Below are 14,551 nucleotides of genomic sequence, written 5' to 3'. Positions count from 1 at the left end.
ACCAGATGAGCCGCAACATCATCCGGCTGTATGGGGGGCGCGGATAAGTGTGCTCGGGCTCTCTCCTATATCATTATAAGCCTCTTGACACGAGGCCGTTGTTCATGGGCGTCCTGCCTCTACAACACAACGGAGGAAGACATGCTGTTTGCCATCATCTGTACAGACCGCCCCGGCGCGCTTGAAACGCGTATGGCCACGCGGGAACAGCATCTGGCGTTTCTGGAGCAGTATAAGGCACGTATTCAGTTTGGCGGGCCGCAACTGGATATTAATGGCAAGCCTTGCGGTAGCCTGATTCTGATAGACGTAAAGGACCGTGCGGAAGCCGAAGGTTTTGCCGCAGCAGATCCCTATGCAAAGGTTAATCTGTTTGAAAGCGTGATTGTGCGCCCGTTGCGGACTGTGTTCCGTGATGGCGCGCTGGCGGAATAGCCATGGCCTTCTGGTTGGTGAAAAGCGAGCCTGACGCCTTTAGCTGGGATGAGCAGGTTGCAAACGATGTCGAACCCTGGACCGGGGTGCGGAACCATCAGGCCAAGAAAAACCTTGCTGCCATGAAGGTGGGCGACCGCGCGTTTTTCTATCACTCCAACGTGCAGCGGGCCATTGTGGGTGTGGTTGAAATTGTGCGTGAAGCCTATCCGGACCCCACGGCGGAAAGCGGGGCCTGGGTCTGTGTGGATGTCAAGGCCATCGGCCCCATGCCTCGGCCCGTTACACTGGCGGAGATCAAGCAGAGTCCTGAACTGGAAGAACTGGCCCTAGTCAGGCAGTCCCGGCTCTCTGTCTGTCCGGTGTCCGAGGCGCACTGGCAGGTATTGTGCCAGATGGGCGGCTGGCAGGAGCCAGCCTGAAAGCACACGCTCTGCAAGAGTCAGAAGTCACAAAAAAGGCGGCCCATCAGGTGCCGCCTTTTTTGTGCTTAATCGTGAGCGCGGATGACGCTCAGCCCTGTGTGGCAAGGGCCCACAACTGGCCTGCACGATTACCGGAGCGACAATAGCTGAAGACAGGCCCCGGTAGAGTGTTGAGTGCTTCCTGCATTTCAATCACGGCATCAGAAGAGGGGGCCTGACCCGCCGCAACCGGGATGGAAATGAAGGCAAGGCCGGCGGCGCGGGCGGCGTCACCAATGGTTTCGGCAGACGGCTGGCCGGGGTCTTCTCCATCTGGACGGGTGCAGATCACGGTCTTGAAACCGGCGTCCTTGATGGCGGGAATTTCTGCTGTGGTGATCTGGGGAGCCACGGCAAAATCAGGGGAGAGGCTACGATACTGCGTCATGAACAATAACTCCTGTCATGGAAGGGCCCTGTCTGGACACAGTACAGGGCTATGCAAGCTGAAAGCGTGCGCCCTCAGCGATGAATGAAATACAGGTCTGAATACAAGTTTTTCAGGGCAGCCCTGTTTGCAAGACAACGGCGGACCAGATGGGCACGGAGATCAACGGCTGCTTTCTGCACCATCGGGTCAGAAGAGGGAGCGTTGAAGGCAGGGTAGCGGGTTATGCAGGCTTTCAGGTCCGGGTTATTCATGTCCACGCCTGCTTTGATCTTTTCCATCAGGGCATCATATTTTTCCGTGATTTCCGTATCCGGGTGCCATTCGGCCAGAGCGGATTTGGTCACATTATCGCGCACCAGATAGGTAAAGGTCAGAAAGCCTGTCTCCGGTGCGGCGTCTCCTACTTTCACGCTCAGGCGGCAGGAGCGCTGGCTGTAGGGCGGCACGCTGAGTTCCGGCATGGCGGTAGCGCCTGTTACGGAAACTGCGGGCAACGGCGCTGCCTCTGCCGGGGTTTTATCCTTCTGGCCATTGCCCTGTGTGGAGTGCACGCGCTGCCATGCTTCTGCCAGAACGCCGTCATAACGGTTGGAATAGCAGAAATTGGGGTCAGTCTGCGCGGTTTGCAGAGTCTGCTGATAGGCCTTCTGTTCAGGTGATTCCGCACAGCCTGCAATGCCAAAAGCGGACAGAACAGTAACCACACGCAAGGCTGCTCCCCACTTGAATGGCTTCCGGGTGGGGGAGGAAGCGGAAGAACGCACCGTGACTGACATTGCTCGACTCCTAGATGGCGCAGTCTCTGCGCAGGCGGGAAGTGGTGCCTGTTGTCTAAGTCTTTCAGGCACGTGTTACAACGCTGTGTTTACCGGGGCGGGGGCAACTTATGCCCGTGTCAGGCATTTTTATAGGCAGATGCGTGATGCAAGCACGGCTGGGGGGCTGTCATGTCGCTTTTCATGGCCGGTATGATAATTATGCTTCCTATTAGTAAAGACAAAAGGGCGCGTACAGCGCCACGGCCCTGCGCGTTATGGTCAGGCAGGGCGGATACAAAGCGGAAAGGGCACAGATGAGCACAGTAGATAGGCCGGGCAGCGATATTGTCTCCCTCAAGCTGACCGGACAGGATCTGGGCGAACTTGAGCAGGCGCTGGCACAGGTTGAATCCGGCAAGGGCGTGCTCGTCAGGCTGGCGGACCTGATGGGTGGCGCGGTTGGGCATGCCGCGCGGCTTGGACTGCGTGGGCTCGGCATGGCCCCCACTATGGAAGACAAGCTGCGCGGGCTGGCTGAGGCCTCCATTGCGCGGGCGTTTGATGTCGCCATCCTCGGCCTGCGCCCGACAGAAGATGCCGCCGTGGAAACCAAGGCATGGCGCACACCAGCCCTTCAGGCAGCGGTTGCTGTGTCCGGTGCTGTCGGCGGCTTTGCCGGGCTGGCCGGGCTGGCTCCGGATATCGGTTTCACCACTTTAACCATCATGCGTGAAATCGGCCGGATTGCGCGGGAGGAAGGGGAAGATCTGTCTGACCCGGATGCGCGTCGTGCGTGTCTGGAAGTGTTTGCGCTGCGGGCGTTCCCCAATGTGCGGCAGGGCGATGAGAGCGAGCTTGGCTATTTCTCCGCCCGCGCCCTGTTGCGGGGCCGGCCTGTTGTGATGCTGATTGCGGAAGTGGCTTCTCATTACGGGCTTGCACTGGGGCAGAAAGTTTCCCTTCAGCTTATGCCCGTTGCGGGTGCTCTTTGCGGGGCCTCTCTGAACACCGCATTCCTGAATCATTATCGGGCTTTGGCGCGTGCGCACTTCACCATTCGGCGGCTTGAGCGTGAGCATGGGCCCGTTGTGCGGGATACGGCAGTGGCGCTACGGGAGCAGGTTCATGCACGGGCCAAACCGGAATAAGGTGCTGAACAAGATGGCCAGCACTTCACTGGCAATGGCTTGATAGAAAAAGGCCGCCCGGACGTACGGGTGGCCTTTTTTTAGTTGAAGCGTTCCGGAAGGATGATGATCCTTTCAGCGCGAAAGATTTATTCCCCAGACAGGATTTATGCCTGTTCCTGCTTGGCTTTCTTGGGCGCAGGTGGGGTTTCATCCAGAATGACGGTGGCAACCAGCGCGATCAGTAGCATGCCGCCGCCCACAATCTCTGCTGTCAGATGATAGTGGGGGGCGTAAAACGCCAGCAGAGTGCAGACGCCAATACCAATCAGGCAGGTCAGACGCAGGGTAAGGGGCATAGTGGCGGTTCTCAGGCGGTAACAGGGGTGGGGAGAGGCTTGCCCGCAACAAGGGCCGTCACGTTATCCAGCGCGAGCATGCACATGGCTGTGCGGGTTTCAACCGTGGCGCTGCCCGCATGGGGTGTCATGAACACGTTCGGCAGAGCCAGAATACGCGGGTCAGGGTTGGGTTCGTTCTGATAAACATCCAGCCCTGCACTGAACAGGTGACCAGAACGGAGGGCATCAATCAGAGCGGTTTCATCAACCAGCGCACCACGGGCCGCGTTCACCAGCACACTGCCACGCGGCAGGAGGGCAAGCGTGCGGGCGGTTATGATGGGTCCGCCAGACGGGGCAGCAGGCAGATGCAGGCTGAGGATGTTGCATTTGGGCAGCATGTCCTCAAGGCTTTCATAGTAGGTGGCCCCTTGCTCGTGTGTCGGGTCCAGCCTGCGGCGGTTGTGGTAGAGCACGTTCATCTCAAACCCGCGTGCGCGGCGGGCAACGGCCTGCCCAATGCGGCCCACGCCAATAATGCCAAGCGTTTTACCCGTTACGCGGTGGCCTAGCATTTCATCCATGCCGAGGGTGTGCCCCCAGCCTTTCTTCATGAGCGTATAATACTCCGCAGCCCTGCGGCAGGCGGCGATAATCAACATCATGGCAAGGTCTGCGTTGCAGTCGGTCAACACATCCGGCGTGTTGGAGACGGCAATGCCACGGGCCAGCAGGGCGGGAACATCCAGATGGTCCAGCCCTACGCTTACGGTGGCGATCAGCTTTACGCTTTCCGGCAGGGCCGCGACATCAGCGCCTTTCAGCGGAGAATGATGAGTGACCAGAATGGCAACGGGTTGAAATTCATGCGCCAGTTTGAGAATGGCGGCGGTATCAAGCGGCGTAGTGGGCGGCGGTGGGGCAATGAAATCTGTCTCGATACGTTTTTCAGCAGCGTTCAGCAGACGGACGGAGCGAAGAATACGAGGTTTGGTATCAGACATATGGACAGACCTTGCTGATGAGACAGATTTGAGTTTCCGTGCAGGCAGACTAGCATGAACCCGGCGGAAAACCATGAGGTGCTCAAAACGGAATGCAAAGCGCTGAGTTGTGCATGCCTGTAAACATTTGAGTGACTATCTGCCGGGGGTGTCTGCTTCTGTCCGGGTGTTCGGGCTCAGGCCTAACTCATCCCGCCGCAAGCCGTAAGGAGAGCGTTCAGGAATGTCTGATCAGGGTTTAACGCCGGAACTTATGTTGGGCGCCTATGCCGTGGGCTTGTTTCCCATGGCAGCGGATGCCGAGGATGAAGACCTGCAATGGTATGATCCCGACCCAAGAGGTGTTTTGCCGCTACAGGCGTTCCACCTTCCCCGCAGATTACGGCGCACGGTGCTCTCTGGCCGGTTTGACGTTACGGTCGATCAGGATTTTCCCGCTGTCATGAAGGGCTGCGCTGCTCCTGCGCCGGGGCGGGAGCAGACATGGATCAATAGCGAGATCTTCCGCCTGTTCTGTGCCCTGCATGAGATGGGATACGCCCACAGTGTGGAGTGTCGCCAGAATGGTGAACTGGTTGGTGGTCTGTATGGCGTGGCCCTTGGCGGTGCATTTTTTGGAGAAAGCATGTTCAGCCGGGTGACCGATGCATCCAAGGTGGCGCTGGTGCATCTGGTGGCGCGGCTCAGATTATCCGGCTTCATGGTGCTGGATACCCAGTTTGGCACGGATCATCTCACCCGTTTTGGCGGTGTGGAAATACCGGCTGCAGAGTACAAAACCACATTGGAGCGCGCTGTCCACATGCCGCCATGTTGGCAGGCTAACTTCACGCCCCAGCAACTGGAAGCCGAGATCAGAACCATGCGGCAAGGCAGCTAAGGCTTTCAGTAAATATCACGTATCAGCCCATAGTGTGTTGCCTGACACTGGATAGGCTTTTGGCCCCGTATTGGGTGCCCTGAGCGCGAAAGTCCATGTTCTTGGCTGTTGGTAGCAAAGGTCAACTCTCTTCTTCAGAAACGTTATCAGCGAACACGCCTTGTCGCTGTGCAACCACCCTCCGGTAAAAAGCTGATCTTCCAAATTTTTATCGTGGCGATCACCTCTTGGCCGCAATTCTCTCTCTTAATGGGCAACACACCCCAATGGTGCATAGGCTCTCTCCCAAGGGGCATGTTTCTCCGGCTGGTGGGGCTGGCAGAGACTAGTGAACACGGTAGTAAGACAGTTATGAGACAGAGACGGAAAGAAAGAAGCGAACGCATGATGACTCGCCAGCCGGGCCGCATACTCCGCCAGCTAACCTTGTGTGGCCTGCTGGCTGCAACGCCTCTGGCATGGAGTTTGTCTCTGGCTTCTTCTGCCCTTGGTGCTGATCAGGGTGCTGCTGTTCAGCCGGATCATCCGCGGCTTACGCCGGGGCGGGATGCCGTAATTGATTATGTGTTTCAGCCCAAACCCCCGGCTGATCTGGTTCAGGCGGGCAAGGTGCCGCCCGGTCCGTTGCCAGAACGCCATGTGCAGGTTCTGTTTTCAGGTGATGGCGGCCTGATGCGTATCCGTTACATGAAAGGCATGGAGGGGGATGACAGCCGGGGTTCCGTGGTCATCAACCGTGCCGCGCAGGAAGTTCTGATTATTCTGGATGACAGAAAAATCTACACCCGGCTGGTGCAGCAGGAGGTGGCACGCAGCCCGTTCCTTCTGGATATGTCCATGCAGTTTGCGCGCAAGGGGACGTCTCAGGTTACAGGCCAGCCCTGCACCATTTGGAGTGTGCAGTCCACGGAGGGAACAGGCTCTGCCTGCGTAACGGATGACGGTTTTATTCTGGAGCAGGATGGTGTGGATGTGGATGGTCTGAATGGCCACCTGAAAGCCACGCATATTTCCTATGATGATGTACCGGCCAGCGCTTTCATGCCTCCTGCCGGATATCAGGAAATTACGCCACATTCTCCACGTCCCGGTTCAGGAACTGAGGAAAATGCAGGCTCATTGGCCCCCAGCGGGCCTTCGGGTAGCCCCATTCCGGGTGTTGGCCCCACAACGCAGGTTCCGGCAGGCGACGGGGCCTCAACGGCACCTGAAGGGAGCAGCGCCCAATGAGTTGTGTTCGGCACTCCCGGCAGGGAGAAGGAAGAGCATTGCCTGACAGGAAGGATATGAGGGAACGCAAAGCAAGGGCACTCTCTGGCGCGGGCGTGCCCCTTCTGCTGGGTTGCGTAAGCCTTGTGTCTGTGCTTCCCGCTCAGGCTCAGGCTCAGGCTCAGGCTCAGGCTCAGGCTCAGGCTCAGGCTCAGGCCGGAGGAGGGAGCATTGGGGAGGCTGCCCAACAAGGCGTCTCACAGGATGCCCCTTTCATCACCCCTTCGACGGATGTTGATGTGCTGTATGAAGTCACCTCTCCCATGGGGGACGCCGTGATGAAGCAGCGCATGCGGTGGCAGGTGGCCTCTCTGCGCCAGCGGCTGGACCCTCAGAACTCTGCTGTTTACATGATTACATCCTGGCCGGACCATACTTTGACCGTAGTGGATGAGGCCCGCCGCCGACAAAGTGTGATGCCAGCCCCCAGCCAGGTGCTGACACCGCCTGGTCATACAGCCATGACGGGCACCTATGCGCGTTTGGGTGGTTCCGTAGTGGCAGGAGAACAATGCACATTATGGCGCACGAAAGATACAGACGGGCATGCCAGTGATGTGTGTTACACGGCGGATGGGCTGCTGTTGCAGGTTGCGCAAGGCGGCCAGATTACGGTCAGGGCCCTGAGTGTAAACAGGGTATCGCAACCCGATACGGTGTTTGCTATCCCTGCGGGGCTGAAGAAGGAAGCGCCCGCTACGCCATAACCTTGCCCGCCCTGTTGAGAAGGAAAGGGAATGGGCATGACGCCACAAAACACCAGAGTTCTGGCCTATGCATTGGCCGGTCTGGCAATAGGCGTGCTGGGTAGCACGCCGTCAGGCACCGGGTGGGCACAGACTGGTAAGCAGTCCTCTGGGGTGGCATCTTCTGGTGCTGGTGCTGGTGCTGGTGCTGGTGCTGGTGGGCTGGGTGGCGTTGCGCCGTCCCTCAACGTGCAGGGCGGTGTGGATATCTGTTTTGCGCACCAGAAAAGCGATCATCCCGATACGTTGATGGTCATCCCTTCCGGCACGGTATTTGTGGCGCGCAGGCCAGCGAATGGCCGCAAAGACCCTGCTCAAATGGAAGGGTTGGTGACCACGGAAACCGTAACCCTTACAGAAATGCAGCCGTGCGGCATGGCGGATGCCTCAACGCTGGTGTCCAGAACCCGGCACTGGTTGATCAATCCTGTCCGCCCACAGGTGGACGTCACATTCCAGCCCGTGGGGGAAGTGAGCGGAAACGGGGTTGATACGACCTTTGAGGATGAAGCATCAGGTTTTCAGGCTGCGGTGAAGGCAGGCATTATCACCGCGCATGTGGAAGGCCCGCTACATGACACCGTTTATCTGAGCGAAAGCCCTGCTGACATTGAAGACCCGGATGCCCCTTCCGCAGGGACAGGGCCGGAAACTCCCTGATTTTTTCGGGAAGTGGGGCTTCTAGAACAGCTTGCGCAACATCCCGGGCAGGAAGATGGAATACGGGTTCACGTGAAGATCCGGGTTGTCAAGTTTGCCGGAAATGCCAAATTTCATGGCAACCAGCCCGCCATCCTTTTCCGGGCTGAACAATCGGCCAATAGCGGGTAGCTTGCCCGGCAGTTTGTTGAGAGCAAAGGCAGGCACCACCGTACCGTTCAGATCGAGCACATTGCGGTCCAGATCGACCTTGCCTTCCAGTGTGGCCCCCAGCGCATCATTTCCGGCACGCCCCTCCTGAATGCCCAGAACGCCATCTTTGAAGGTCACAGGCATGGTCAGGCGGGAAATTTCAAATTCCGGCGCTTTGCGGGCGTTGATCCATCCGTAAAGGGAAAGGTTGCGGGCGATCAGCACCGTGCTGGGTGTTTTTGTCAGAACAAAAGGTGTGATGTTCAGCACGCCCTTGAAGGGGGCTGAGGGTAGGGTGTCGTCAAAGTTGCCCTGAAGGGTGGCCTGTCCGCCTTCCACGTTGGGCAGAATGTTGAACGCTGCCAGAAAAGCGCCCATGTCGGGAATAGCAACATGCAGGCTGCGTTTGCTGCCGTTGGGTGTGAGATGCATGGCAACCGGCGAGGGGCCGCGCATGGTGAAATGCATGCTTTCCAGCCGCATGCCGTTATCTTCAAAATGGGCCTTCACACCTTTCAGGGGCTGCCGGGTCTGGTTGTAGAACAGGGAATCTGCCTGCAGATCAATAACCCACGCATTTCCCGGCGGTCCGTGGATGGTGCCGGTTGCCGCTTCTGGCACATGGTATCCGGTGCTGGCGGGTTTGGGGGCTGTGGGGTCTCCTTCCATCAGGGGAGAGAGGTCCAGCGTGGAGGCATAGACGCCAACGCGGATGGTCTTGTCTTGTGCAGCGTATGGGAGCATCAGCCGAGCGTGCCCGGTAGACCGATCAATCCAGAAAGAGGAAATCAGCAGTTCAGGAGGGCGGTTGGGGCGCAGGCGGGCCTGTCCGCGTACATCCAGATTGGGGCCTGTCGCCAGCAGTTTGTTGACGGCCGTGATATGCCCATCCACCAGCGCCAGTTCAGCCGAAACCTGTGCCTTCCGCCCTGCGGCCTTGTGCCAGAGCGGGATAAGGATTTTTGCGGGTGTCAGGTTCAGATTAAGCCCAACGGTCCCTGTGTTGTTAGCGAGGCGGGTATAGTCTGTCTGAAGCTCTGCACTGCCGTAAAAATGGTCTCCCACGGCAAAACCTGCCGCAATAGCGGTTGGCGGCGTAATGTGTGTGATGGCATGGGCTTTTTCTGCAACCTCTGTGGGGGAGAGGGAGCGGAAATCCATAAAATAGCTCACGTCAGAAGGCAGGCCACCCAATGCAGCATGCCCCGTCAGGTTCAGGTTTTGCGCCGTGGCGTCTATCTGGATACGACCGTTGGTAATGGCCCGGCCCATGACAACATTACCCAGATAGGTGTGGGTCAGATCGGCGTGGGCATTGATGGTCATCTGATCGGTCGTGACATCGCTCTCAAGCGGTAGGGTGAGAGAGAGCATGACAGACGCATTGCCCGATGGCTTTGTAAAGCTGATGGGGTGACGGGAGAGAAGATGCAGCCGCGGTTCGGCCAGCAGAGCCAGAATATCGCGTAGATTGCCGCGCAGGGCGGTTTTGATCGTGCCGTCCTGATCTTTTTTGGTGAGCCCGGTGATATCCATGGAGCCCGGCCCGGCCTCCACCCGGCCAATGCCGGTCGCGCCCACATTTTTATCCGCACGGTTCACCAGTTGGTAGGCGTGGTCAAACGTGATGTGGAGCTTATCCATCCCATCCACTTCCAGATGGGCATTCATCCCCTGTAGGGGGGAGATGGGCCGCAACCAGTGGACAGTCAGGCCCGTAGCGTCCACGCCGCCGGTAATGCCCGTGACATTCAGACCATTCCAGCCTGTATCACTATGCAGGCTGGCAGCCACATGCAGATCATGTGCAAGCCCCTGCGTGATGTTCTTCTTCACCCACAGTCGGCCACCTTTGGCGGCTTTTTCCGGCCAGAACTGGGCAATATTGGCAAAATCAATCTGCGGTATTTCAAGGCTTGCCTGCCCGGAAAGCGCCTGAGGACTGAACAGGTCAGAGGCGCTGAGCGTGGCATGACCGTTAACGGTAATACCTTCTGCTGCTGCGTCAGGCTGATTGGGGTCAAGCAGATCAAGCCGCAGGGCGGTGAGGGAGAGCGTTGCCGGAATATGAGACTGCGAGGCGTGGTTGAGGTCCAGGTGCACGGCTGCTGTGCCATGGTTCAGCAGGTAGTGCGAATGGGCGACAGTCAGCGGTCCTTTGCCAATATCTGCCAGCAGATCCAGCGCATGTGGCAGCAACCAGAAGCTGTGTGGCGCGGGTGCAAAAATGGCATCGCCGTTCAGGCTGACCGTATTCCCCACATCTTTCAGAGCGGGGCTCAGCTTGGCAAAACCAGCCGGTTGGGTTGGGGCAACAGATAGATGCCACGTAACCGTATTTTCAGGTGTGCGGGTGCCCGATGCAGTCAGATCCAGACGGGCATGCGTTTCCTCGCCGGTGATGCTGAACGTGACAGTGCCTGTCACGCCATTTTTGCCCGCTACGGGAAGAAGATGCAGAGTGGTGTCAAACGGCGTGGCAAGCCAGCGGGTGCCGGTAAGCTGATCATTGACCGTTACCCGGGCGTTGTGAACGCTCAGCCGCTCAATGCCTAGCGGATCAAGCGCATTGTTCTGTGACTGATCGGGTGGAACGGAGGGAGCATTCACGTCCAGCCCTACGCTGCCATCCTTGCCCCGGCGCAGCGCAAGACGCACGCCCTCAATATCCACTGTCCGCAAGGCAAGAGAGCCATGCAACATGGCCAGCGGTGCCAGTGTGATGCGGGCATCTTCAATTGTGTCGGGCGAAGTGCTGTCTGTTTTGAGAATACGCAGGTTATGCAGATCAAGCATAACAGGCGTGCTCCAGCCATCATGCAGACCATTCCAACGCAGTTCCGCCCGGCCGAGTGTAAGGCGTGCGGCAGGCGGTTGGTGGGGGGCTCCCGGCATGACGGTTACCGGCAGGAACGGGCGGGCCAGAGGTGTGATGTTGACCGGCCCGAATACCATGCGGAGCATAAGTCCCGCCACCACCAGAAACGGAAGAAGCAGGACGGCCAGCGCCAGAACAGTTAAAACACGCAAAACCCGCTTATGCAGCGGGCGGCGCAGGTCTTGACCTGTGGAAGTCAACGCAGCAACCCTTCGTCCTTCACCAGAATGGTCAGACCATGACGCCTGTTATTCAATCCCAGTTTAAACATGTGCCCCAGTTCAAGGATGTACGCGCCCGCCGTGGTGAGCATCGCGTCTGGCCGGATGCCAGTTGGCCCGCTGCGGCGGATGCGCAGGCCGCCCAGCATCTTGAGGAGGACATGATCACCCTTCTGCGGGATGTGGGCCGGGGTGAGGTTCTTGAGCTGCCGGGGGCCATGGAACTGGTGGCCTGCCTTGGGGGCAACAGCCCGTATCTGTCTGATCTGGCCCGGCAAGATCCGCTCTCCTTTGCCGCCTTGTTGCAGGACGGCCCGGAGGCCTGCGCGAAAGACGCGTTTGCGGCATTGGCTGCGTGTGACATTACATCTGGGCGAGAGTATGTTGCCGCCACACTCCGGCGTGCCAAAAAACAGGTGGCCCTGCTGTGTGCCGTGGCTGATCTGGGCGGGTTCTGGCCGCTGGAAGACGTAACGCAAACGCTCAGCCGTCTGGCTGAGGCCGCGTTGGAGGTCTCGGTCAGGCATTTGTTATGGGTCGCCCATCAATCCGGTCAGCTTCAGTTACGTGACCCCAAACGCTCGACATACGGTTGTGGTTTTTTTGTTCTGGCGATGGGAAAGCTCGGGGCACGGGAACTGAATTTCTCCTCCGATATAGACCTGATGGTGCTGTATGACCCCTCAGGTCACAAGCAGCCGGATGCCGTGCGGCGCGTGTTCATCCGTATGACTAGCGATCTTGTCAGCCTCATGGAAGCGCGGGATGCGAATGGCTACGTTTTCCGTACCGATCTTCGCCTGAGGCCGGACCCATCCTCCACGCCAGCGGCGGTCTCGGTGCAGGCTGCCATCCTGTATTATGAAAGCCTTGGCCAGACGTGGGAACGCGCCGCCATGATCAAGGCGCGCCCGGTGGCGGGAGACCTCAAGCTGGGGCGGGATTTTCTGGCGGCCATCCGCCCTTTTGTCTGGCGCCGGCATCTTGATTTCGCGCTGATTGACGATATCCACACCATGAAGGCGCGGATTGACCGTTACCGTAATGTCGGGCGCACCGGCCTTGCCGAGATGCCTGACAGTGTGCTGGCTGATCCCGCCGCCAGCATGCAATGGCTACTGGGCCATAACCTGAAGCTGGGGCAGGGCGGTATTCGGGAAATTGAGTTTATTGCGCAGGCCATGCAGCTTGTGTGGGGTGGTCGCGTGCCCGCTTTGCGCGAGAAAACAACCTTCGGCGCGCTGAAAAAACTGGTGGGCTCGGCTTACATCCCGCGGGAGGAAGCCGAGGTTCTGGCCCGCACCTATCGCCTGTTGCGGGATGCCGAGCACCGGCTGCAAATGCGGGCCGACCACCAGACACACTCCCTGCCCGAACAGCCGGAGGCCTTTCACGCGTTTGCCGTGTTCATGAACTATGCGGACGGTGAAGCACTGGCGCTGGACCTGCTGCCGCGCATGCGTGAAGCCAGACGTATTTTTGAGCGGCATTTTGTTAGCCAGCCGCCTGAGGCGGAAGAAGCGGAAACGGCTCTGCTGGCTATTGCGCCAGAAGATGAAAATTCGCCTGCATTGTTGCAGAAACTTGGGTTCCCGGCAGATCAGGCGGCAGAAGCCGCGCAGGTATTGGCCCGCTGGCAGGGTAATAGCCTGCGGGCGCTGCGGTCTGAACGGGCGCATGCGTTGCTGCGGGTTCTGTTGCCTGCGTTGCTGGCCAGTTTTGCCGCGCGCAGTAACCCGCTGGCCTGTTTACGACGGTTTGATGCCCTGCTGGCGCGCCAGCATGCAGGCGTGCAACTGCTCTCCCTGTTTGAACGTAACCCGGCTTTGATAGACCGGATTGCGGCGCTGCTTGATGCCTCGGCTTTTCTGGCCAACCATCTTGCGGATACGCCCTCCGCCTTGGAAGGGCTGCTGGAACCAGAACCGGAAGAGGGACGCAATGTTCAGGCCCGTCTGCGGCAGTTGGCGAGCGAGGTGGAACATACGGAGCTGCTGGTAACGGCCCTGCGCCCCCTCCTACGCGGGGAGGAATTTCGTCTTTCCGTTGCGGTGCTGGAAGGCCGCATGAGCGAGAATGAAGCGGAGCGTGCCCGTACGGCCTTGGCAGACACCATCATGATTGTGCTCAAACAGGCGGTGGAAAGAGACCATGTGCGCCGCTATGGGCGGGTGCCCGGTGGGGGCATGGCGGTTATTGCGATGGGCAAGGCAGGCTCCAGAGAAATGATGCCCGGTTCAGACCTTGATCTGCTGCTAGTGTTTGATCATCCGGAGGAGGTGCAGGCCAGCGTAGTGCCCAAAACGCCGCCCCAAAAAACGCCGGAAGGGTTTGTGCTTCCTGCTGCGCGCTCTGTTACTGTGGCGCAATACTATACCCGTTTGGCCCATGCCTTTATTGCGGCCTTGACGGCGCCCGGCCCGGAAGGCCCCCTTTATGCGGTGGATATGCGGCTGCGGCCTTCAGGGGCAGCGGGGCCTGTTGCCGTGGCCCGCCGGGCTTTTCTGAAATACCACACGGAAGCCGCATGGACATGGGAGCGTATGGCGTTGACCAGGGCGCGTATTATTGCCGCCCCGGCTTTTCTGAAACGGGACATACAGGACGATCTGGGTCGCATTCTGGATGGTCAGATACAAACGCTTACGCCGCAGCCTGAGGCAATACGTGAAGATGCGCGGGCCATGCGGGCCCGTCTGGCACGTGATCTGCCAGCCTCCAGCCCTTGGGATGTCAAACGGCGTGTGGGCGGGCTGATGGAGGTGGAGTTTGTTGCTCAGAGCTTGCAGCTTGTTGCGGCTGACAAGGGCGTGCGTGATCCCTGTACACGCAGGGCGCTGGCGCGCTTGGGCAAGGCTGGGTTTCTAACACGTGAGGATACGGCGCTTCTGCTGGAAGCGGATGCAGTATGGCGGCGGCTTCAGTGTCTGCTGCGTTTGCTTTGTGGCCCGGTGCCTCCCCTTGATCTGGAAAAAGAACTCGCCCCGCCCGCGCTGGCCATGCTGCTTCGCGCCATGGAGATGGATAATATGGCCACGCTTCTGCTGCGTACCACGGCTTTGGCACGAACTGTGCGGGCGTGTTTTGCCCGCGTGATCGGTCCTGTTGCCGAAGGGGATGCGTTTGCCGAAGTGATGGTGGAAACAAACCTTCCGCACGTCCATACGTAGGGAGGAAGACCGCGA

The 14,551-nt window shown here is 58.9% G+C and carries 13 protein-coding genes; 8 read left to right on the top strand and 5 right to left on the bottom strand.

The features are described from left to right. Positions 1 to 141 precede the first annotated feature (141 nt). The gene (locus QWU00_RS01840; protein WP_035377627.1) at positions 142 to 435 is read left to right on the top strand and encodes a YciI family protein; all 294 of its coding nucleotides are present in this window, start codon (positions 142 to 144) and stop codon (positions 433 to 435) included. 2 nt (positions 436 to 437) lie between these two features. Continuing rightward, positions 438 to 857 carry an EVE domain-containing protein gene (locus QWU00_RS01835; RefSeq protein WP_006557276.1) on the top strand — a complete coding sequence of 140 codons (420 nt, stop codon included), beginning with the start codon at positions 438 to 440 and terminating at the stop codon, positions 855 to 857. Positions 858 to 948: 91 nt separating this feature from the next. Here the strand turns inward: QWU00_RS01835 and QWU00_RS01830 are convergent, their stop codons facing one another. Both QWU00_RS01830 and QWU00_RS01825 read right to left on the bottom strand, forming a co-directional pair. Then, positions 949 to 1,287 carry a TIGR01244 family sulfur transferase gene (locus tag QWU00_RS01830; protein ID WP_035377630.1) on the bottom strand — a complete coding sequence of 113 codons (339 nt, stop codon included), beginning with the start codon at positions 1,285 to 1,287 and terminating at the stop codon, positions 949 to 951. 74 nt (positions 1,288 to 1,361) lie between these two features. After that, positions 1,362 to 2,066 carry a hypothetical protein gene (locus tag QWU00_RS01825; RefSeq protein WP_035377632.1) on the bottom strand — a complete coding sequence of 235 codons (705 nt, stop codon included), beginning with the start codon at positions 2,064 to 2,066 and terminating at the stop codon, positions 1,362 to 1,364. 296 nt (positions 2,067 to 2,362) lie between these two features. On the opposite strand from QWU00_RS01825, the gene QWU00_RS01820 reads away from it, so the two are divergent. Further along, complete coding sequence (locus tag QWU00_RS01820; RefSeq protein ID WP_035377792.1) at positions 2,363 to 3,196, top strand: EcsC family protein; 834 nt, start codon at positions 2,363 to 2,365, stop codon at positions 3,194 to 3,196. Positions 3,197 to 3,342: 146 nt separating this feature from the next. Here QWU00_RS01820 and QWU00_RS01815 read toward each other — a convergent pair whose 3' ends face one another. Both QWU00_RS01815 and QWU00_RS01810 read right to left on the bottom strand, forming a co-directional pair. Next, entirely contained in the window at positions 3,343 to 3,534 is a 192-nt protein-coding gene (locus tag QWU00_RS01815) for a hypothetical protein (protein ID WP_035377634.1), read from the bottom strand. 11 nt (positions 3,535 to 3,545) lie between these two features. Next, entirely contained in the window at positions 3,546 to 4,520 is a 975-nt protein-coding gene (locus QWU00_RS01810) for a 2-hydroxyacid dehydrogenase (RefSeq protein WP_035377635.1), read from the bottom strand. Between the two features lie 223 nt (positions 4,521 to 4,743). On the opposite strand from QWU00_RS01810, the gene aat reads away from it, so the two are divergent. From aat to QWU00_RS01790, 4 genes are all read left to right on the top strand, one after another. Then, positions 4,744 to 5,400 (top strand): leucyl/phenylalanyl-tRNA--protein transferase, encoded by a 657-nt coding sequence (gene aat, locus QWU00_RS01805; protein WP_035377637.1) that lies wholly within the window; start codon positions 4,744 to 4,746, stop codon positions 5,398 to 5,400. Between the two features lie 384 nt (positions 5,401 to 5,784). Beyond that, positions 5,785 to 6,630: a DUF4412 domain-containing protein gene (locus QWU00_RS01800; protein ID WP_231551547.1), complete on the top strand. Its 846-nt coding sequence runs from the start codon at positions 5,785 to 5,787 to the stop codon at positions 6,628 to 6,630. A 56-nt stretch (positions 6,631 to 6,686) separates the two neighbouring features. After that, positions 6,687 to 7,376: a hypothetical protein gene (locus QWU00_RS01795; protein ID WP_035377641.1), complete on the top strand. Its 690-nt coding sequence runs from the start codon at positions 6,687 to 6,689 to the stop codon at positions 7,374 to 7,376. A gap of 36 nt (positions 7,377 to 7,412) precedes the next feature. Next, the gene (locus QWU00_RS01790) at positions 7,413 to 8,075 is read left to right on the top strand and encodes a hypothetical protein (RefSeq protein ID WP_150395582.1); all 663 of its coding nucleotides are present in this window, start codon (positions 7,413 to 7,415) and stop codon (positions 8,073 to 8,075) included. Positions 8,076 to 8,096: 21 nt separating this feature from the next. On the opposite strand, the gene QWU00_RS01785 is transcribed toward QWU00_RS01790, so the two are convergent. Continuing rightward, positions 8,097 to 11,345 carry an AsmA-like C-terminal region-containing protein gene (locus QWU00_RS01785; protein ID WP_035377643.1) on the bottom strand — a complete coding sequence of 1,083 codons (3,249 nt, stop codon included), beginning with the start codon at positions 11,343 to 11,345 and terminating at the stop codon, positions 8,097 to 8,099. Between the two features lie 38 nt (positions 11,346 to 11,383). Between QWU00_RS01785 and QWU00_RS01780 the strand changes: the two genes are divergently transcribed. Continuing rightward, entirely contained in the window at positions 11,384 to 14,536 is a 3,153-nt protein-coding gene (locus QWU00_RS01780; RefSeq protein ID WP_035377644.1) for a bifunctional [glutamine synthetase] adenylyltransferase/[glutamine synthetase]-adenylyl-L-tyrosine phosphorylase, read from the top strand. The last annotated feature ends 15 nt before the right edge of the window (positions 14,537 to 14,551 follow it).

Origin of the sequence: Acetobacter tropicalis, assembly GCF_030644465.1 — a bacterium.
Classification (GTDB): domain Bacteria; phylum Pseudomonadota; class Alphaproteobacteria; order Acetobacterales; family Acetobacteraceae; genus Acetobacter; species Acetobacter tropicalis.
The sequence above is the reverse complement of the archived record's forward strand: the minus strand, read 5'-3'. Positions and strand labels throughout refer to the sequence as shown.

Bases quoted from the DNA above. Each gene is read 5' to 3' on its own strand.
- QWU00_RS01810 (WP_035377635.1), bottom strand. From the start codon at position 4,520: ATGTCTGATACCAAACCTCGTATTCTTCGCTCCGTCCGTCTGCTGAAC.
- QWU00_RS01800 (WP_231551547.1), top strand. From the start codon at position 5,785: ATGATGACTCGCCAGCCGGGCCGCATACTCCGCCAGCTAACCTTGTGT.
- QWU00_RS01795 (WP_035377641.1), top strand. From the start codon at position 6,687: ATGAGGGAACGCAAAGCAAGGGCACTCTCTGGCGCGGGCGTGCCCCTT.
- QWU00_RS01815 (WP_035377634.1), bottom strand. From the start codon at position 3,534: ATGCCCCTTACCCTGCGTCTGACCTGCCTGATTGGTATTGGCGTCTGC.
- QWU00_RS01780 (WP_035377644.1), top strand. From the start codon at position 11,384: ATGACGCCTGTTATTCAATCCCAGTTTAAACATGTGCCCCAGTTCAAG.
- QWU00_RS01840 (WP_035377627.1), top strand. From the start codon at position 142: ATGCTGTTTGCCATCATCTGTACAGACCGCCCCGGCGCGCTTGAAACG.
- aat (WP_035377637.1), top strand. From the start codon at position 4,744: ATGTCTGATCAGGGTTTAACGCCGGAACTTATGTTGGGCGCCTATGCC.
- QWU00_RS01830 (WP_035377630.1), bottom strand. From the start codon at position 1,287: ATGACGCAGTATCGTAGCCTCTCCCCTGATTTTGCCGTGGCTCCCCAG.
- QWU00_RS01790 (WP_150395582.1), top strand. From the start codon at position 7,413: ATGACGCCACAAAACACCAGAGTTCTGGCCTATGCATTGGCCGGTCTG.
- QWU00_RS01820 (WP_035377792.1), top strand. From the start codon at position 2,363: ATGAGCACAGTAGATAGGCCGGGCAGCGATATTGTCTCCCTCAAGCTG.
- QWU00_RS01825 (WP_035377632.1), bottom strand. From the start codon at position 2,066: ATGTCAGTCACGGTGCGTTCTTCCGCTTCCTCCCCCACCCGGAAGCCA.
- QWU00_RS01835 (WP_006557276.1), top strand. From the start codon at position 438: ATGGCCTTCTGGTTGGTGAAAAGCGAGCCTGACGCCTTTAGCTGGGAT.